The following is a 19,778-nucleotide window of genomic DNA, read 5'->3' as shown; positions in this document are numbered from 1 at the left end:
ACTGTACATAGTTGGGGATAATAAGAACCAATAATCTATCCTATTCGAAATCAAGACATCAATGCTTTCAACATGATTACAACTATGAAAGGAAAATGCACGCGAATAAACCGTTAGATGTAGGACTAAAAACAGTGAAAATATTTTAATTAACCTTACACCTACAGAGAAGTCAAATACAAGTTATTATTTTATTCTTAACTTTCCGTTTTATTTGAATGACAAACCCACTTATAGATAGCTATATGACATTTGGACTATTTGAAACCCTAGCTTTTGCCTGTCTTGTTTTGATTTTAGGATTTTTTATTGTTAAAAAAATAAATTTCCTGAGAAACTACAATATACCAGAACCTGTTGTAGGAGGGTTTGTCGTTGCAATTGTCCTTTACATCTTGCATGCGACAATGGGTATCAATTTTACCTTTGAAGGTTCGCTTCAGACCACCATGATGCTTTTCTTTTTTACTTCAATTGGTTTAAGTGCAGAATTCGATAAATTAAAAAAAGGAGGAAAACCACTTTTGATATTCGTTTTTCTAACAGGATCTTTCATGATCGTTCAAAATGTTTTTGGGATATCCGTGGCATCTCTGCTAGGCATTGATCCTAGTTATGGACTTATTGCCGGATCTATTACCTTAACAGGGGGACATGGTACTGGTGCGGCATGGGCCCAAAATCTCACCGATATATTCCAAATAAATGGAGCGATGGAGCTCGCAATGGCATGTGCTACCTATGGTCTGGTCATGGGTGGTCTCATCGGTGGCCCCGTAGCAAAAGTGCTTTTAAAAAAGAAGAATATCCAACCTACAAAAATTATTCAAGAAAGAGGAGCGCCAATTGAAATGTTCGAAAACCCTGATTCAAACCGAAGAATCAATGTTCGCAATATGATTGAAACCCTGACTATGTTTACAATTTGTCTAGCATTGGGACATTTATTGTATGAATATTGCAAAGGTTCATGGTTGGAACTTCCAAATTTTGTATGGTGCCTTTTTGTAGGTGTTATTATTCGCAATACCATTAGCAGATCGTCCAGTTATATTGTAAATGATCATGCTGTAGATGTGCTTGGCAATACCGGTTTATATCTATTTTTGACCATTGCACTAATGTCCTTACAGCTTTGGCAATTACAGGGCCTTGCTTCACAAGTTTTAGTTATATTGATCTTACAAACAGTACTTATGATACTATTTGCAATGTTCATTACTTTCAGAGTAATGGGAAGCGATTATGACGCTATAGTGCTCAGTGCTGGACATTGTGGTTTTGGACTAGGCGCAACGCCGACGGCTGTTGCGAATATGCAATCGATCACCGACAAATATGGGCCGTCCCACAAAGCGTTTCTAATCGTACCCATGGTAGGTGCATTCTTTGTTGATATATTAAATAACTTGTTTATTAAATTATTTGTAAGTTACCTATCCTAAAAATTTTATTAATAATCTAACAATTCCATTCGAAGCAACATTAAATAATAATAAAAACGTAATTGCACATGATCCATGTTTTCAATTATTTATCTTCCAGTTTAGGGAAAACAGATGAGTCAGCCAATATTTCATTGGCAAAACAAATCGTCAGCGCAGAGGACAATGAAGCTATTAAAGAATTAATTCAATTACTACAAAGCAAAAACAAAAGGATCCAACACGATTGCATCAAAGTTCTTTACGAAATTGGGTACTTATCCCCTATTATGATAGCGGCATACTATTTGGATTTTATCACGCTGTTAACAAGTAAGGATAACCGTTTACAGTGGGGAACTATGACAGCACTGGATGCTATTCTTCTATTACAACATGAAGCTATTTTCCCGCTCCTACCACAACTAATTGCTATTGCTGAACAAGGTTCTGTTATCACAAGGGATAAATGTATTGCTATATTAATCAAATACTTATCACTGGAGCATGAAGATGTATTTCCGTTATTACATGAACAGTTACTAAAATGCCCGCCCAATCAGCTTCCAATGTACGCGGAACAGGCTTTAAAAGTTGTTCCAAGACAATATAAAACTGACCTAAGCAAAATGCTCACAAATCGCTTAGACGGTGTCGAAAAGGAATCCAAAAAAACAAGAATTAGAAAAGTAATCAAAAAACTCCAAGAGTAATCTAATAATACTTAACTTTCCGGACTATTTAATAATTTCAATTTATCCAACATATGAATAGTCCGGGTCAAATTCCTTTCAACAGCTTTATCAGCCTGAATAGACTGGATGAAACCTCCATTTATGTACAACTGGCACAACAAGTCATTCAGGCCATTCAGCGTGGTTTTATACCTATCGGAACAAAACTGCCCGGAAGTAGGCAGCTGGCGCAAACACTATCTATACATCGCAATACAGTAGTTGCTGCATTACAGGAGCTCGAATCACAGGGTTGGATTGAAACCAAACCAAATGTAGGATCATTTGTACTTCGAAATACGTCCAAAGCAAGGAAAAATAGTGAATTTTCGCAAACAATAATCCAGAATCAGTATGCAGACCAAACTGGTTATGATTTTGAAAAAAGTACCATATTAGAAAATCCTTTTGAAACCTCTAAATGTATCTTAAAATTTGATGACGGCATTCCTGATAGTAGACTATCTCCTTTGCAACAGCTTTCTAAGTTTTATACCGCAAATTTAAAACGAAAAAAGAACACTAAATACCTAGGATATTCAGATCAAAAGAGACCAGCCACATTTCGAGAACAGTTGTGCAATTTTTTAAATCAAAGTAGAGGTCTGCATATCCAACCTAAAAATCTATTGATCACACGGTCTGTTGAGATGAGTACCTATATCATTGCTCAAACTTTACTACAGGCAAACGATTTAGTCATTGTAGGACAACCAAGTTATTTTGCAATAAACATGATCTTCCAACAGGCCGGGGCTAGAATTAAATCCATTCCAGTAGATCATGAAGGAATTGTTGTCGAATCTCTTGAACAGATCTGTCTTACACAAAAGATCAGATTGCTTTATCTGACACCGCATCATCACTATCCCACGACAGTGACACTTAGTCAGCAAAGAAGAACGATCGTATTAGCACTCGCTTCAAAATATGGTTTTGCTATCATTGAGGACGATTACGATTATGACTTCCATTATGATGATGCCCCCCTTCTCCCTATGGCAACTGTGGATTATGATGGGATGGTTATTTATACAGGAAGCTTTGGTAAATCATTAGCGCCTGGTTTCCGTACAGGTTTTATCGTCGCACCTGAAAACCTAATCAAAGAATTACAAAAGTTATTAAATATCATGGATCATCAAGGAGACTTTGTCATGGAGCAAGTATTAAGTGATCTAATTGAAGAAGGTGAAATACATCGCTATTTAAAAAAATCAGTCAAACTGTATAAAGAAAGACGCAATTATATGAGTTATTTACTCGCCCGTGAATTACATGAATATGTCGACTTCGATATTCCTGCCGGCGGTCTTGCTCTTTGGACCAACTGGAAAAAAGATATCAACTTAATTCATTTACAGAAGCAATGCGCAAAAGCAAATCTATTTCTTCCAAAAACACTCTTATATCAAGCTAAAGATATGACCGCAATCCGAATTGGTTTCGGCAATCTTACGGAATCGGAAATGGAAAATAGTGTGACCATTCTTCGAGACTCATTAATGACAATAAAATAGAAGCATGCTATTTTATTGTCATTAAATCCCTAATTTTGATCTAAATTTTTCAATATGAGTCACCCCATTCCTGCAATTGAGTCTACTCCTGCTACGGCTTTTCAACGTTTATTGGATGTTTTATATACACTTCGGGTAGCTTGCCCGTGGGATAAGAAACAGACCATGCAGTCCTTACGTCATCTAACCATCGAAGAGTTGTATGAACTTACAGACGCTATCTTAGATGAAGATTACCCCGAAATCAAAAAAGAACTAGGAGATGTTATGATGCACCTGGTCTTTTATGCACGTATAGCAGAAGAGGAAAACCGTTTTACGATAGTAGATGTACTCAATAGCATTTGCGATAAATTAATCAGCCGTCACCCCCATGTCTATGGCGATATTGATGTAGAAAATGAAGAACAGGTTAAACAGAATTGGGAGACCCTCAAATTAAAAGAAGGAAACAAATCTGTTTTATCCGGCGTACCTAAAGGTCTGCCTGCTTTAGTTAAAGCCTATCGTATACAGGATAAGGTACGTGGTGTAGGGTTTGATTGGGAAGATAAAAAAGAAGTATGGGCAAAAGTAGAAGAAGAACTAGCGGAGTTCAAAGCTGAATATGACATTAATAAACCCGAAGAGTCAGATTTAAATAAGGCTGAGGCCGAATTTGGTGATTTGCTTTTTTCATTAATCAATTATGCACGTCACATTGGCATCAATCCTGAAAATGCACTGGAACGAACCAATAAAAAATTCATTAGCCGCTTCACCTACCTTGAGCAAAGAGCTAATCAAAATGGACAAAATCTCCAAGACATGACACTGGAAGAAATGGATATTTATTGGAATGAAGCTAAAAAATTAAGCTAATTATAAATAGAAGTTTATTTTTCATAACAGATCCCAAACATCCTGCTACAAAGAAATTAAAGCTCGATCTTGTACCGCACTATTATACAGTACAAGATCGAGCTTGCTCATGATAGCTTAAAAGCTAATATTAATTTTGTCTCTTAATTTCTTCCAAAGATTCAAGTTCATTTAAATCAAAAGGAGTCTCTTGATAAACATAGTAATTCAACCAGTTATTAAATAGCAAATTCGCATGACCAGACCACCTTACTAATGGTGACTGTGCTGGATCATTATTTAAATAATAATTATCTGGCACCTCAATTTCTAATCCTTTCTCCACATCACGCATATATTCAGTATGTAAAGTAAGTGGAGCATATTCTGAATGACCAGTTAAATAAAATTCACGTCCACCTCGTGATGATAGTATCGCAAGACCTGCTTCAGGAGATTCAGACAAAAGCTCAATTTCTGGTTTATCTTCAATTTCAGATTTTAAAATTGTCGTATGTCTACTGTGCGGGATAAAATACTCATCATCAAAACCTCTAAATAGAGGATTAGCTTTATCTAAAGTAGTATGTTTGTATACTCCAAACAGTTTCTCCGCTAATGGTGTTTTTTCAACGCCGTAAAAATGATAAAGTGCCGCTTGCGATGCCCAACAAATATAAAGTGTAGACGTCACGTGCTTTTTTGCCCAATCAAAAATACGAGTCACTTCATCCCAGTAGTTAACCTCTTCAAATGGCATCATCTCTACTGGAGCACCTGTAATGATCATCCCATCATAGTACTGATCTTCCACTGCAGAAAACGATTTATAGAACATTTCCAAGTGTTCTTGAGGTGTGTTTTTAGACATGTGAGTATCTAATCTCAAAAACTCCACTTCTACTTGCAAAGGATTATTAGACAGCAACCGGATAAAATCAGTCTCTGTTGTAATTTTCAAAGGCATTAAATTCAAAATTAGAACCTTCATCGGACGGATATCCTGTTCGTTGGCTCTAAGATCACTCATCACAAAAATATTTTCTTTTTTTAATAGCTCAATAGCTGGCAAATTATCTGGTATTTTGACTGGCATATGCTTCCTCCCTCACCTTGGTTTAGTTTGGGCATAAAGATAAAAAAATTTAAATGAGTTATCTCACCCATCGTTGATAATAGCTATAATAAATAGAATTAGAACTGATTTTAAAACAGACCGATACATCCTTAAAATTATGATTTCCATTGCTCAAAAACACTTAAAACCACTAATATTACGATAAAACACAACTCTTTAGGCGATTTAAGAGCTACCATCGAATATTAAAAACACATCTACCAGAAAAAAAAACTTGACACAGGAATGAAAATCTGCCCCCCACTCTTTATAGATCATAATACCTTCCGACATAAATTTTATTGCTTTTTAAAACCTTTTTCAGGAACGATAGTTGTATGATAAGAACAGATTAAACACTCTTGATTATGAACCTATTACAAAATTGGAAAAAAGATATCCCGGCGAGTATTGTCGTGTTTTTTGTTGCTCTACCACTCTGTTTAGGAGTCGCTCTGGCGAGTGGGGCGCCTGTTTTTTCCGGAATTATCGCGGGAATTATAGGCGGTATCCTTGTAGGACTGCTATCAAAATCTACCATAGGAGTATCAGGACCAGCGGCAGGCCTAGTGGTCATCGTCTATACCGCTATCACAGACCTAGGGGCATACAATATCTTTTTAGTCGCAGTGGTTATAGCCGGTTTAATACAGATTGTTCTCGGATTATTAAAAGCAGGCGTAATTGGATATTACTTCCCTTCATCCGTTATTAAGGGTATGTTATGCGCTATCGGTATATCCATTTTCCTAAAACAGATTCCGTTGGCATTCGGATACACAGAGAAATTTTCGTTCAAAAATTTTGATGCATCTTATATTACTACCGGAGCTATAATCATGACAATTATTTCCTTAGCCATACTTATTATATGGGATAATTTTCTTGGTAAAAAATCCAACTTCTTCAAATTGTTACCAGGCTCCCTTATTGCTGTAATTGTTGGTATTATTTACCAGATCACGATTGGAGATACAAACCATGAAGTATTTTCTATTGATCAGGACCTCCTGGTCAAAGTGCCTGTACCTGAAACAGTAACCGACTTCCTGGGACAATTTACACTACCCGATTTCGCAAATGGAATAGCAAATCCAATGGTATGGCAAATTGCATTTACCATCGCCATTGTAGCCTCTTTAGAATCCTTATTATCGGTAGAAGCTACCGATAAATTAGATCCACTAAAACGTCAGACACCAACCAACAGAGAGCTAATAGCACAAGGAATAGGTAATTCATTTTCAGGTTTAATAGGTGGGCTTCCTATTACACAAGTTATCGTTCGCTCATCAGCTAATGCGATGAGTGGCGGAGTGTCAAAACTATCAACTATTGTTCATGGTCTCTTGCTTGTACTCAGTGTCATCTCCATTCCTGCATTCCTTAATTTAATCCCTAATGCAGTTTTAGCAGCAATCCTATTGGTTATCGGTTACAAATTAGGCAACCCAAAACAATTCTTGGACATGAAAAAATTAGGAAAAGATCAATTAATTCCATTTGTAGTCACAGTAGTTGGTATACTCACTACAGATCTCCTTAAAGGTATTATTGTCGGTTTAGTTGTAGCAGTAGTTGTGTCACTTATCAAATCCTATAATAATTCCCATGTTATGCTGGTCAAGGAAGGAAACGTTTTTCATATGAATTTTGCAGAAGAGGTAACTTTTGTCAATAGAGGAGCGATCGTAAAAGAATTAGATGGATTACAGCCTGGTTCTTACTTAGAATTAGACGTGCGCAAAACCAAAATATTAGATTACGATATCATTGAGTATTTAGATGAATTTAAAGTAAAAGCAAAAAACAACAATATCAACATAAAACTTATTTCCGAACGAGGAACAGTGGACAACCCCGACTCGTTTAGAGAATTCTTCGGATATGTATTAGTTGGTAGTGCTCATTAAAACACCGCTGAATAGCCATACACGATTAAACTATAAAAGTCCATACTGATTTAGTATGGACTTTTATAGTTTAATCTTCATCCGATAAATTCAATTCCTTCTGAATAACATTTAAAAACAGATCAATTCCTGCATGATTTACATTTGCATTATAGATTAATGATAAAGTGGTTCGCTGTTCAATATGGTTTAAATCAATAAAATTTACTTTAGAAGTATATCCTTTTTTTAAAGATGCCGGTACAATTGCAATACCCAAACCCTGCTCTACAAGATTGAAAATTGTCAAAGCATTTACCGTCCGCAAAGCAACATGCGGTTCAAATGAAGCATCTCTAAAAATACTCATCACCAGATCATAATAAGAATGGCTATAATCTTTGGAAAACAGAATAAACGGTTCATTTTTAAAATCATTTAACGTTTTAAAATTTGCCGTCTGAATGGGATAATCGTGAGGAATGACCAACGAAAAGTGTTCTTTGATGATTGCGATATGACGAATCCCATTTGGAAAATTATCCAAACGCACGAGTCCAAAATCAAGTTCTTCCTTCAACACCTTCGTAATCTGCATCTCATTAGAAAGCTCCTGTAAGTCTACCTCAACTGCAGGAAAATCTTGTTTTAATCGAACCAGTACTTTAGCAAGAATAGATTGTACTGCTGAACCGATAAACCCAAGACGAAGTTCAGTGATATCGTCTGATCCCATAATACGAAGCTCACGAGCTATTTTATCCATTTGATTAAATAAAATATCAACCTCCTTTTTTAGGTAAAAGCCTGCGGCTGTAAGTCGAACATACCGTTTCCCTCTATCAAATAAAGTTGCTCTATAAATATCTTCCATCTGTTTAATCTGACGAGATAAGCCAGGTTGAGAAATATAAAGCCTTTCTGCCGCTTTTCTAAAATGTAACTCCTCTGCCAAAACTTTAAAATAATACAGATGCCTTAATTCTATTTGATAACTCATAGTAATCAATACTTGCCAAAATTGGTATTTATAATTATTAAATATAGGAGTTAAATTTGAAATAACGGAATGAGATTAACAGCTATAAGCACGATAGAACGTTTAGGAAACAAAACCAATACACAGGCAACTTTTTCTAAATAATTAAGTACGATTCATGTATAAATAGTTCAAAATGCAAAAGTGTAATAATGGTCATTTTCTCTTAAAAAGCAACGTATAAATCAAATGGAAAGGATAGACAGATTTTGACGATCCTTAATCAACATAATAATTTATTCTAATGGTAAATAAAACTAAAAAATTTCAGTACGGCGAAGATACCATGACCAGCTCGCTAGCAATCCAGATAGCGAATGGAAATATTAAAGGTCAATTAACTGAACAAACAGTAAAAAAAGTTGTTCAAAGTGCACAATATGTTCAAGAAATTGTTGATTCCGGTAAAATAGTATATGGTATAAACACAGGTTTTGGTCCACTTTGTACTACGCTGATAAATCCTGCAGATACTAAAAAACTACAAGAAAATATCCTAAAAAGCCATGCGGTAGGTATAGGAGAGCCCATCGATCAGCAATTGTCTAAATTAATGTTGATTTTAAAAGCGCATGCCTTAGCAAAAGGATATTCAGGTATTCAACTAAGCACGTTAGAGCGCATTCTATGGTTTATTGATCAGGATATCGTTCCAGTGGTTCCCAAACAAGGATCAGTGGGTGCCTCTGGAGACCTAGCCCCTCTTTCGCACTTATTTTTACCTTTAATAGGATTAGGAAAAGTCTGGTATAAAGGTGAAATTCTTCCGACAGCTCAAATATTAACACGATTTGACACCAGCCCGATTACGTTAGGAGCCAAAGAAGGATTAGCACTCATTAACGGAACCCAGTTTATGGCAGCTCATGCCGTAAAAGCGGTCGTGGAAATGCAAAATCTCTTGGATAATGCAGATTTGGTTGCCACCTTGATGATTGAAGGGCTAAATGGATCCATTAAACCTTTCTTTCCACAATTGCATGAACTGAGACCATACAAAGGAAATAAATATGTAGCAAGTACGATCTTCAACTTATTAGAAACCTCAGAAATTGTTACATCACATAAAAACTGTTCTCGTGTTCAAGATCCATATTCTTTACGCTGCATTCCACAAATACATGGAGCTTCTCGCAATGCATGGCTTCATTTAAAAGAAACCATAGAAGTTGAAATTAATGCCGTAACCGATAATCCGATCATCATCGACAGCGAACTAACCATTAGTGGCGGTAGTTTCCATGGACAGCCAATTGCACTTCCTATTGATTATGCAACATTGGCGATATCAGAAATTGGAAATGTTTCCGATAGACGTGTATATCTGTCACTAGAAGGCGATACGCCCAATGTACCAAAACTACTCCTCAAAGAAACAGGCCTGAACTCTGGATTTATGATCTTACAATATAGTACAGCAGCATTAGCAAGTGAAAATAAAGGACTTTGTTTTCCATCCAGTGCAGATAGCATACCTACTTCTTTAGGTCAGGAAGATCATGTGAGTATGGGATCCATCGGTGCCCGAAAATTATTGCAGGTCATCAATAATGTTAGTAAAATATTAAGTATAGAACTTATTTGTGCGGCCCAGGCTTTTGATTTTCACAGACCGCTACAGTCAACACCTATCATTGAGGCTGTACACCAAAAGATCAGAAAATCGATTCCACATATCAAAGAAGATCAAATTATGGAAGAGATACTTCAAGCTGCTCAACAGCTCATTTCTTCAGGAACTTTGATTACAGAAGCAAAACAAATTGCACATAAGCAAGGTATACCTTATCACGGTGTTCATCAGGAATATTTCAACAACTATTAAACTATGGGTAAAAAATTAATAGGTCCTTTCTCACAATTGTTATCATTGACAAATGTTCCGGTTAAAGGAGCGCTTTCAGATCAGCAACTCGTAATTAAAGAACAGGCTGGTATACTAACGGAAAATGGAAAAATAGCAGCTATTGGTAATTACGATGGTTTAAGGGAGAATCATGCTCATGATGCAACTTTAGTAATCATAGAAGAGGAGACTGTTTGCGTTCCCGGCTATATCGATTGTCACACACATATTGCTTTTGCAGGAAATCGAGCTAATGATTTTGCCCTGCGTAATGCCGGTGCCAGTTACCTCGAAATTGCAAAAGCTGGTGGAGGTATCTGGAGCACAGTACAACATACCCGAAATGCAAGTGAAGCTGAACTAATCACAAATATTATCAACTGTTCAAAGGCACTTATAAAACAAGGTATTACCACCATTGAAGTGAAAAGTGGCTATGGTTTATCAGTTAAAGAAGAGTTAAAAATACTGCGAGCTATAAAAAGAGCACAAGAATCCATAGCCGTTGATCTCATTCCAACTTGCTTAGCAGCACATATGAAGCCCAAAGACTATGAAGGCACTGCAGTAGACTATCTTGAAGAAATAGCATCTGAACTATTCCCTATTTTAAAAGAAGAGCAGCTTTCCAATAGAATTGATGCTTTTATCGAACAAAGCGCCTTTTCTTCCGACGATATTCAAAATTACTTTACTAAGGCGCAGAAAATGGGTTTTGATATCACGGTACATGCAGATCAATTTTCAACATCAGGATCGAAAGTTGCGGTTCAGTATAATGCAATTAGTGCAGATCACCTAGAGGCATCACATGAAACAGAAATTAAACTTCTGGCCGATAGCAATACCGTTGCCGTCGCCTTACCAGGTGCATCAATCGGAATTGGATGTGCATTTACCCCTGCCAGAAAACTTCTTGATCAAGGCGCTAGCTTAGCCATTGCCACTGACTGGAATCCCGGATCTGCTCCAATGGGACAATTAATGACCCAAGCGACGATTTTAGCTACTACAGAAAAATTATCCAATGCTGAAGTATTCGCTGCAATAACATTTAGGGCTGCATTAGCTTTAAATCTGACGGACCGTGGTCGTCTACAGCCAGGTGAACTTGCAGATTTTGCTATTTACAAAACGAATAATTATCAAAATATTACATACATGCAAGGAACACTAAAACCTGATCAGGTATGGAAAAAGGGAATTAATATCTATACGAAAGGAAAAGAATCATGATATTTAAAGAAGAAATTCTACAAGGAATACCAACTAGTCTACCACCTAAAGTTTCTTATGATAAAAACATAAGTCATGCTCCTAAGCGAAAGGATATTCTATTGGAAGATGAAAAAAAATTAGCCATTAAAAATGCATTACGCTATTTTCCAGTGCAGTGGCATGTAGAACTTGGAAAAGAATTTTTAGAGGAATTGATGCTATTTGGCAGAATCTACATGTACCGCTTCCGCCCTACCTACGAAATGTATGCTAGACCAATTGAAGCGTATCCTGGAAATAGCCTACAGGCGCGTAGCATCATGTTAATGATACAAAATAACCTAGATCCACAAATAGCGCAACATCCTCACGAACTCATTACCTATGGTGGAAACGGAGCTGTTTTTCAGAACTGGGCACAGTATTTAATTACAATGCAATACTTGGCCCAAATGAATGACGAACAAACCCTACATATGTACAGTGGCCATCCAATGGGGTTATTCCCATCTTCAAAAGATGCTCCAAGGGTTGTCATTACAAACGGCATGATGATTCCCAATTATTCCAAACCCGATGACTGGGAACGTTTCAATGCAATGGGGGTTACACAATATGGCCAAATGACGGCAGGCTCATATATGTACATCGGACCACAGGGAATCGTACATGGTACCACGATCACAGTTATGAATGCCTTCCGAAAACATTTGTCAAAAGAAGATACAATCCACGGAAAAGTCTTTTTAACATCAGGTCTTGGAGGCATGAGTGGTGCACAACCTAAAGCGGGAAATATTGCAGGGTGCATCACGGTATGTGCAGAGGTTAATCCTGCCGCTGCTCGCAAACGGCATAAACAAGGATGGGTGGACATCTTAATGGAGAACATGGACGATCTCATAGAACGCGTTCAACAAGCTATTAAAAATAAAGAAATTATCGCCATAGCCTACATAGGCAATATAATAGAAATATGGGAAGCATTCCTAGATGCTAATATTTATATTTCAGTTGGATCTGACCAAACCTCATTACACAACCCTTGGGCCGGAGGTTACTACCCGATCGGACTAAGTTTTGAACAATCAAATAAGCTAATGGCAGAACAGCCCGATGTATTTAAGGCACAAGTTCAGGCATCCTTAGTCCGTCACGTCGACGCTATTAATGCCCATGTCGCGCGTGGTACTTATTTCTTCGATTATGGAAATGCATTCTTACTTGAAAGTAGTCGCGCAGGAGCCGCTGTATTGGCGAGTAATGGTATTGACTTCCGATATCCATCTTACGTACAGGATATTTTAGGTCCCATGTGTTTTGACTATGGATTTGGTCCATTTCGCTGGGTATGTTCGACAGCAGATCCAGAAGATTTAAAGACAACAGACCATATCGCACTTGAGGTACTTCAGGAATTAAAAAAGACAGCATACCCTGAGATTAAACAGCAATTAGCTGACAATATCAAGTGGATTGAACAAGCAGATCAAAATAAACTGGTTGTCGGTTCACAGGCCCGGATTCTATATGCTGATGCAATTGGTAGAATTCGAATTGCTAAAGCATTTAATCTTGCGGTAAGAAATGGTCAACTAAAGGGGCCGATTATTTTGGGCAGAGATCATCATGATGTAAGTGGAACAGACTCACCATACCGGGAAACAAGTAACATTTATGACGGCAGTAAATTCACAGCCGATATGGCCATTCACAATGTAATCGGTGACAGCTTTAGAGGCGCTACTTGGGTTTCTATCCATAATGGTGGTGGAGTTGGTTGGGGCGAGGTGATTAACGGTGGTTTCGGCTTATTACTTGACGGTTCCGAAGATGCAGACAGAAAACTAGAAAATATGCTCTTTTACGATGTTAATAATGGTATTGCCCGCAGAGCATGGGCTCAAAATGACACCGCAAGACAGGCTATAGAAGTAGAATTAAAACGTACTACTATGTTGAAAGTAACCCTAGCAAATCTTGTTGATACAGACACGATGAACCAAATTTTCAAGGATTATGAAAACTAAAAACCAGAAGCATTATACTCCGGCAGATCGAAAAATGTGGACAGGACGTATAGATGGGACAAGCGAAGAACATTTGCGTTGGCATCAGGTAATCACATGTATCGATCTTAATGATGAACAGGATCTTACGGGTTGCTATGTCATACTGGGTTTTGCTTGCGATGAAGGTGTTAGAAGAAACCTAGGAAGAACAGGTGCGGCAAAAGGACCAGAAGTTTTAATAAAAGCATTGTCAAACCTGCCAGTATTTCGAGATAAAAAAACGAAACTCGTTGATGCCGGGACCGTTTATTGTTCCGACCATCAACTGGAAAATGCGCAAGAATCTCTTGGCTATTTTATCCAACTTATACTGCAACGCGGAGGCTTTCCAATGGTATTAGGGGGTGGTCATGAAATTACTTTTGGTCATTATCTAGGACTCAAGTCGTATTCCCGCAATAAACTCGGGATCATTAATTTTGACGCCCATTTTGATATCCGAAAACCAGAACAGGAAATTGCAACTTCCGGTACAGGTTTTTACCAAATTGCACAGCAAGAAGAAAAAATCAATTACCTCCCTATCGGAATACAAAAAATCAGCAATACACAAGCTTTATTTGATGCGGTAAAAGATTATCAGATAAACTGGATAGAAGCTCAACATTTTCACAAGTCAAATAGCGAGGCAATTATCCAACAAGTTGAGTCATTTATAGCAGGAATAGATTACCTCTACCTAACCGTCGATTTAGATGTTTTTGCTGCAAGCTGTGCACCAGGAGTTAGTGCATTGGCCCATAACGGAATCCAGCCTGATGCTTTTTTCTTAGAAATTTTTCAACTAATCATTTCTTCAGAAAAATTAATAAGTATGGATATCGCAGAATTTAATCCAGCGTACGATATTGACAATCGTACTGCTAAATTAGCAGCGGACCTACTCTTTCATATTGTTAACCGTTAAATCTTTTGCTATAATTTAATTGCTAGCAATCCATTTTTTAATCGCAAAAAAAAAGCAAAAGAAAAAATTCCTAGAACTATATTTAGGGAATTTATCCGTAAATTCGCAAGCAATATGGAAACTGTTGTCAGTGGTATTAGAAGTACCGGAAAATTACATTTAGGAAACTATTACGGCGCATTGAGCAATTTTGTGAAAATGCAAAATGAATATAATTGTTATTTCTTCATAGCCGATTTACACTCTTTAACTACGCACCCAACTCCTCACGGTCTGCAAAGCACCGTACGTCAAGTGATTGTTGAATATCTTGCTGCAGGTATAGACCCTGAAAAATCAACGATATATGTCCAGTCTGACGTACCAGAAGTAGCAGAACTTTATTTGTATATGAATATGAACGCATATCTGGGAGAGCTGGAGCGCGCTACTGCTTTTAAAGATAAAGTGCGCAGCAATCCTGATAATGTGAATGCAGGACTGTTAACATACCCTGTTTTGATGGCTTGCGACATTTTAATTCACCATGGCACAAAAGTTCCTGTTGGTAAAGATCAAGAGCAACATTTAGAAATGACCAGAACATTTGGTAACCGTTTTAATCGTTTATATGATGTCGATTATTTCAAAGAGGCATTTGCTTTTACCTATTCAGATAAATTAGTTAAAATCCCTGGTTTAGCGGGACAAGGAAAAATGGGCAAATCCAATGGTGAGGCAGATTGTATTTACTTGTCCGATAGTGCAGATGTAATTCGTAAAAAAGTAATGCGTGCTGTATCTGACTCTGGTCCAACGGAAATGAACCAACCTAAACCAGAAGCTGTTCAAAATCTTTTTGATTTGATGAAAGTTGTGTCAGCACCCGATACATTAGAACATTTTAACGATCTATATAACAATTGCGCTATTCGTTACGGTGATTTTAAAAAACAGTTAGCAGAAGATATGGTCATTGCAACAGAGCCTGTACGGTCACGCATTGAAGATATTTCAAATGATGATGCGTATATTGCTAAAGTAGCGAAATTAGGCGCTGAAAAAGCGAGTGAATCAGCACGTAAAACATTGAAAGAAGTACGTGAAATCATTGGCATTAAAAGATTTTATTAAGATTTAAAACCCAAAAATATGCATATTGCTATTGTCGGAAATATTGGTGCCGGAAAAACAACCTTAACAAAACTATTAGCGGATCATTTCAAATATGAACCTCAATTTGAAGCGGTAGATAACAATCCTTATTTAGAGGATTTTTATGCTGATATGAAACGTTGGTCATTCAATTTGCAGATCTTTTTCTTAAATAGTCGTTTTCGACAAATTGTTGAATTGCAAAAAACAAATATTGATATGATCCAAGATCGTACAATTTATGAAGATGCATACATCTTTGCCGAAAACTTGTACGATATGGGCTTAATGAGTGCGCGAGATTTTGAAAATTATAGCAATATTTTCCAGAGTATCATCCATTATATCAAACCTCCAGATCTATTAATTTACTTGAAGGCTTCCGTTCCAACACTTGTTAATAATATTCAAGTGCGTGGTCGTGATTATGAATCCGGAATTCGATTGGATTATTTATCTAAATTGAATGAAAAATACGATAAATGGATTGATAATTATAAGGATGGTAAATTAATGGTTCTTGATAAAGATAATTTAGATTTCACGAAAAACCCGGAAGATTTAGGTACTATCGTTGAAAAAATTGAATCGCAATTATTTGGTTTGTTTTAATCAAAAAATTTAGATCATTGAAAGGCCAGTTTTAATACAAGACTGGCTTTACTTTTAAAACTGAAAAAATGAAAGTAATCGGTATTATTCCAGCACGCTATGCCTCTTCCAGATTTCCTGGTAAACCATTAGTTGATATTGGTGGTAAATCCATGATTCAGCGTGTCTATGAGCAAGTTAAAAATACGAGCTGTTTACATGAAGTAATCGTTGCGACAGATGATGACAGAATAGCTGAACATGTAAAGTGCTTCGCAGGAAATGTCATCATGACCGCCTCTTCGCATCAGTCAGGAACAGACCGCTGTGCAGAAGTTATAGCCAAGGTAAGTGGATTTGATATCGTCATCAACATACAGGGTGATGAACCCTTCATCAATCCGTTACAGATCGAGTTGCTAGCATCCTGCTTCGATAAGGAAGAAACACAGATTGCCACACTCGTCAAAAAAATCCATACAGAAGACGAACTGTTTAATGTAAATATACCAAAAGTGGTTCGCAATATTGCCGGACAAGCAATCTATTTTTCAAGACAGACCATCCCCTATCTAAGAGGAATCGAACAGAAGAATTGGTTATCAAAACATAGCTATTTTAAACATATCGGAATCTATGGCTATAGAACTGATGTTTTAAAAGAGTTAACGCAGTTGCCTATCAGTATTTTAGAAGAAACAGAAGCTCTTGAACAACTGCGCTGGATAGAGCACGGATACACTATTCAAACAGCAGAAACAGAGCATGAAACAATCGCTGTAGACACACAAGAAGATTTAGAACGTATTATACAAACGTACTTCACATCCTAGATTAACGGTGTTCTGTAAAATACAATGCACGAACACCGCTTAGTAACTCTATTTTCTCTGCTCCTGTTAAAGAACGGACTTGCTCTTTAATCTGTATCAATTCCGTTAATTGCAAGGGTGTATTTATACCCAGTAAAGCAGCAGTAACCGCCTCATTCGAAAGAACAAAAGAAAGTGCCACAGTCAGATTATTAACATGGTGTTTTTTTGCAAATGCATGTAGATTGCGAATGATATGCTGTACTTCACTTGAGCTATATTGCAGAAAATTCTCAGCTTGTTTATTGATCAACATCCCTTTAGCTACTGCACCTCTTGCTAGAACAGAAATACGATGATGCAATAAATAAGCTCCCATTTCTTCCTCTAAACGTCTATCCAATAAACTGTACTGCATCATAACGGCACTGATATTAGATTTTGCTACGTACTCGCGAATAACATTAGAACGAATCGAAGACAAACCGTAAGTTCGAATTTTGCCCGCACTAACCAGTAAATCGAAAGCTTCGATAATTTCATCAATAGGATCTTCAATGGTACCACCATGCAGCTGGTAAAGATCAATATAATCTGTTTTTAATCGAGACAAAGATGACTCAACAGTTTTCACGATATAACTTTTTGACGCTTTCCAATCCCATCCATTTCCATCGGCTCGCCAGCTATTTCCAACTTTTGTAGATAAAACAATGCGTTTTCTAAAGTCCTGTACCGCTTCCCCTACCAGCATCTCGTTAAATCCTTTTTCATATAAGTCAGCAGTATCAAAAAAATTGATACCGCTGTCAAAAGCTTTACGAATAATTTCAACCCCCTGCTTGTGTTTACTACCTTTCAAAGACATGCACCCCAAGCCGATACTGGAAACCTCGATTGCTGATTTACCTAACTTATTATACTGCATCCTTCACGAAATCCAATAACTCAATATCAAATATCAAAATGCTATTTGGAGGAATAACACCCATGTTTTGACTTCCATATCCTAATTTACTTGGTACATAAAAACGATATTTTGCTCCTTTAGACATTAAAGGAACACCTATTTTCCAGCCTTCAATCACGCGATCTAATTTCATTTTTAGAGGTTCATTACGATCTAATGAACTATCAAATTTCTTTCCATCCAATAAAGTTCCTGTATAATGTACTGTTACTTCGTTTTCTCGGGTCGGTTTTTCCCCAGTGCCTTCTACCAATACTTCATACTGCAAACCCTCTTCCGTAGTTTTTACAGTTGTTTTTTTAGCATTTTCTGTAAAAAAAGCCTGCTCTTTAGCAAGATTTTCTTTCTCCTTTATTTCTCTCGCTTCGGTAACTGCGCTTTGGATAACCATGCGCAATTGATCTTCTTCAATCAAAGAATTTTGACCATCAAGAGCACTAACTATTGCTTTACCGATTAACTCTTTATTCCAATTCGTAATCTCCAAATTTTTCAATGTACCACCAATGTCACGTCCAAAAGCATATGACACGGAGTCTGTTTTAGTCGCTAATAATGGTTTTACAGCTGTTGTTTTCTTTACAGTTTTCTTTTTTTGTTGTGCCGTTACAGATAGTGTAGCCAAAGACAATAATGCCAAAGCAATATATTTCATATAATTTTAAGTATGTTTTGACACAATATTAGTAATAATTTCTTGAGTATTGTTTTTATAATCGACAACAACTCGCGATTTACTATTTAGCCAAGCCTCTATAGATAGCATATTTTTTTGTTTTAAGCTCGAAATAACGGGTACACCCATCTCCTCCAGTGCCGCAGCATTCAAATGTTGCTCATACTGATTTTTCATTGGAACCACCAACAATTTCTTTTGAAGGAACAATGCCTCCGCTGGGGTTTCAAATCCAGCCCCACATAGCACTCCCGAAGAACTTGCCATACTAGCAATAAATGCATCATTGTTAATAGGACGTATCGCCACATTCTTCATATCAAAAGCCCGCGAATTATGCTTACTGAAAACCTGCCAACTGATATCTGGAAATTTCATTAAATGTTTCAACAGATGTGCATCATCATATGCCGGTAAATAAACAGTATAGTGCCCCTTATCCTGAACATCCAGCTCGCGCACGGAATTACGAATGACAGGAGTGTAAATATTCTTATTATAGCTTTTAAAATGAAAACCGTAAGCATGCGCCGTGGGGGCATAATTCTTCATAATAAATTTACCCAGCATATCCGTCTCATCTGGTTTGGGACTGGAAGCATCTAACGCAGCGATCTGATGACTCAAACCAATACAGGGAAAATCCTTCATATGAGCAGACCAGGCAGATATGGGTTCAAAATCATTAATAACAAGATCATACTGATCTATGGGAAGTGATTTGATTTCTTGTGTAAATTTACGAACAGTAGAACTCATAAATGTCTTCCAGAGATCTACCCCTCCTGATTTCCCAAAAATAAAACTCAAACCATGCAGGCGATATTTCACTTCAAACGGTAAAACTAAATCCGCTTGGATTCCACTCACCAAAACATCAACCTCTCCAAAATTACGTAAACAAGGCACAACATCCATCGCTCGACTGAGGTGGCCATTACCTGTACCTTGTACCGCATAAAGTATTTTCATAAACTTCGCGATTA

Annotated in this window: 17 protein-coding genes; 12 read left to right on the top strand and 5 right to left on the bottom strand. The window is 37.1% G+C overall.

The annotated features are described in order from the left end of the window. Positions 1–245: 245 nt before the first annotated feature. From gltS to mazG, 4 genes are all read left to right on the top strand, one after another. Positions 246–1,445 (top strand): sodium/glutamate symporter, encoded by a 1,200-nt coding sequence (gltS, locus tag HCX49_RS02820; protein WP_168126041.1) that lies wholly within the window; start codon positions 246–248, stop codon positions 1,443–1,445. Between the two features lie 68 nt (positions 1,446–1,513). Next, the gene (locus HCX49_RS02815; RefSeq protein ID WP_168126040.1) at positions 1,514–2,137 is read left to right on the top strand and encodes a hypothetical protein; all 624 of its coding nucleotides are present in this window, start codon (positions 1,514–1,516) and stop codon (positions 2,135–2,137) included. A gap of 53 nt (positions 2,138–2,190) precedes the next feature. After that, entirely contained in the window at positions 2,191–3,678 is a 1,488-nt protein-coding gene (locus HCX49_RS02810; protein ID WP_168126039.1) for a PLP-dependent aminotransferase family protein, read from the top strand. Positions 3,679–3,732: 54 nt separating this feature from the next. Next, complete coding sequence (gene mazG, locus HCX49_RS02805) at positions 3,733–4,539, top strand: nucleoside triphosphate pyrophosphohydrolase (RefSeq protein WP_132841626.1); 807 nt, start codon at positions 3,733–3,735, stop codon at positions 4,537–4,539. 130 nt (positions 4,540–4,669) lie between these two features. On the opposite strand, the gene metA is transcribed toward mazG, so the two are convergent. Further along, the gene (gene metA / locus HCX49_RS02800; protein ID WP_132841624.1) at positions 4,670–5,614 is read right to left on the bottom strand and encodes a homoserine O-succinyltransferase; all 945 of its coding nucleotides are present in this window, start codon (positions 5,612–5,614) and stop codon (positions 4,670–4,672) included. Positions 5,615–6,003: 389 nt separating this feature from the next. Between metA and HCX49_RS02795 the strand changes: the two genes are divergently transcribed. After that, positions 6,004–7,548 (top strand): SulP family inorganic anion transporter, encoded by a 1,545-nt coding sequence (locus HCX49_RS02795; protein WP_132841622.1) that lies wholly within the window; start codon positions 6,004–6,006, stop codon positions 7,546–7,548. 70 nt (positions 7,549–7,618) lie between these two features. Here HCX49_RS02795 and HCX49_RS02790 read toward each other — a convergent pair whose 3' ends face one another. Then, positions 7,619–8,527, bottom strand: coding sequence for a LysR family transcriptional regulator (locus HCX49_RS02790; RefSeq protein ID WP_132841621.1), 909 nt, complete (start codon positions 8,525–8,527; stop codon positions 7,619–7,621). A gap of 283 nt (positions 8,528–8,810) precedes the next feature. Here HCX49_RS02790 and hutH point away from each other — a divergent pair, with 283 nt between their 5' ends. The 7 genes from hutH to kdsB all read left to right on the top strand — a co-directional run bounded on the left by hutH (position 8,811) and on the right by kdsB (position 17,167). Further along, positions 8,811–10,391 (top strand): histidine ammonia-lyase, encoded by a 1,581-nt coding sequence (gene hutH, locus HCX49_RS02785; RefSeq protein ID WP_021188751.1) that lies wholly within the window; start codon positions 8,811–8,813, stop codon positions 10,389–10,391. Positions 10,392–10,394: 3 nt separating this feature from the next. Further along, on the top strand, positions 10,395–11,648 hold the full coding sequence (hutI, locus tag HCX49_RS02780) for an imidazolonepropionase (RefSeq protein ID WP_168126038.1): 1,254 nt from the start codon (positions 10,395–10,397) through the stop codon (positions 11,646–11,648). Then, entirely contained in the window at positions 11,645–13,660 is a 2,016-nt protein-coding gene (locus HCX49_RS02775; protein WP_168126037.1) for a urocanate hydratase, read from the top strand. Before hutI ends, HCX49_RS02775 begins: the two co-directional genes overlap by 4 nt. Next, positions 13,650–14,609, top strand: a complete 960-nt coding sequence (hutG, locus tag HCX49_RS02770) for a formimidoylglutamase (RefSeq protein ID WP_168126036.1) — start codon at positions 13,650–13,652, stop codon at positions 14,607–14,609. The genes HCX49_RS02775 and hutG overlap by 11 nt, the downstream gene beginning before the upstream one ends. Positions 14,610–14,723: 114 nt before the next feature. Further along, positions 14,724–15,722, top strand: coding sequence for a tryptophan--tRNA ligase (gene trpS / locus HCX49_RS02765; protein ID WP_132771374.1), 999 nt, complete (start codon positions 14,724–14,726; stop codon positions 15,720–15,722). Positions 15,723–15,740: 18 nt separating this feature from the next. Continuing rightward, positions 15,741–16,355: a deoxynucleoside kinase gene (locus tag HCX49_RS02760; RefSeq protein ID WP_021188747.1), complete on the top strand. Its 615-nt coding sequence runs from the start codon at positions 15,741–15,743 to the stop codon at positions 16,353–16,355. 68 nt (positions 16,356–16,423) lie between these two features. After that, the gene (gene kdsB, locus HCX49_RS02755) at positions 16,424–17,167 is read left to right on the top strand and encodes a 3-deoxy-manno-octulosonate cytidylyltransferase (RefSeq protein ID WP_168126035.1); all 744 of its coding nucleotides are present in this window, start codon (positions 16,424–16,426) and stop codon (positions 17,165–17,167) included. A 1-nt stretch (position 17,168) separates the two neighbouring features. On the opposite strand, the gene HCX49_RS02750 is transcribed toward kdsB, so the two are convergent. From HCX49_RS02750 to HCX49_RS02740, 3 genes are read right to left on the bottom strand one after another with little or no spacing between them, the layout of a single operon-like run. Beyond that, the gene (locus tag HCX49_RS02750; RefSeq protein WP_021188745.1) at positions 17,169–18,074 is read right to left on the bottom strand and encodes an aldo/keto reductase; all 906 of its coding nucleotides are present in this window, start codon (positions 18,072–18,074) and stop codon (positions 17,169–17,171) included. Then, positions 18,064–18,771 carry an FKBP-type peptidyl-prolyl cis-trans isomerase gene (locus tag HCX49_RS02745; protein ID WP_132771371.1) on the bottom strand — a complete coding sequence of 236 codons (708 nt, stop codon included), beginning with the start codon at positions 18,769–18,771 and terminating at the stop codon, positions 18,064–18,066. The genes HCX49_RS02750 and HCX49_RS02745 overlap by 11 nt, the downstream gene beginning before the upstream one ends. Before the next feature lie 6 nt (positions 18,772–18,777). Then, entirely contained in the window at positions 18,778–19,764 is a 987-nt protein-coding gene (locus HCX49_RS02740) for a glycosyltransferase family protein (RefSeq protein WP_021188742.1), read from the bottom strand. Positions 19,765–19,778 lie beyond the last annotated feature (14 nt).

Source organism: Sphingobacterium sp. B16(2022), assembly GCF_012030425.1.
Classification (GTDB): domain Bacteria; phylum Bacteroidota; class Bacteroidia; order Sphingobacteriales; family Sphingobacteriaceae; genus Sphingobacterium; species Sphingobacterium anhuiense.
Note: the sequence above shows the minus strand (reverse complement) of the source record. Positions and strands in the feature narration are given on the sequence as shown.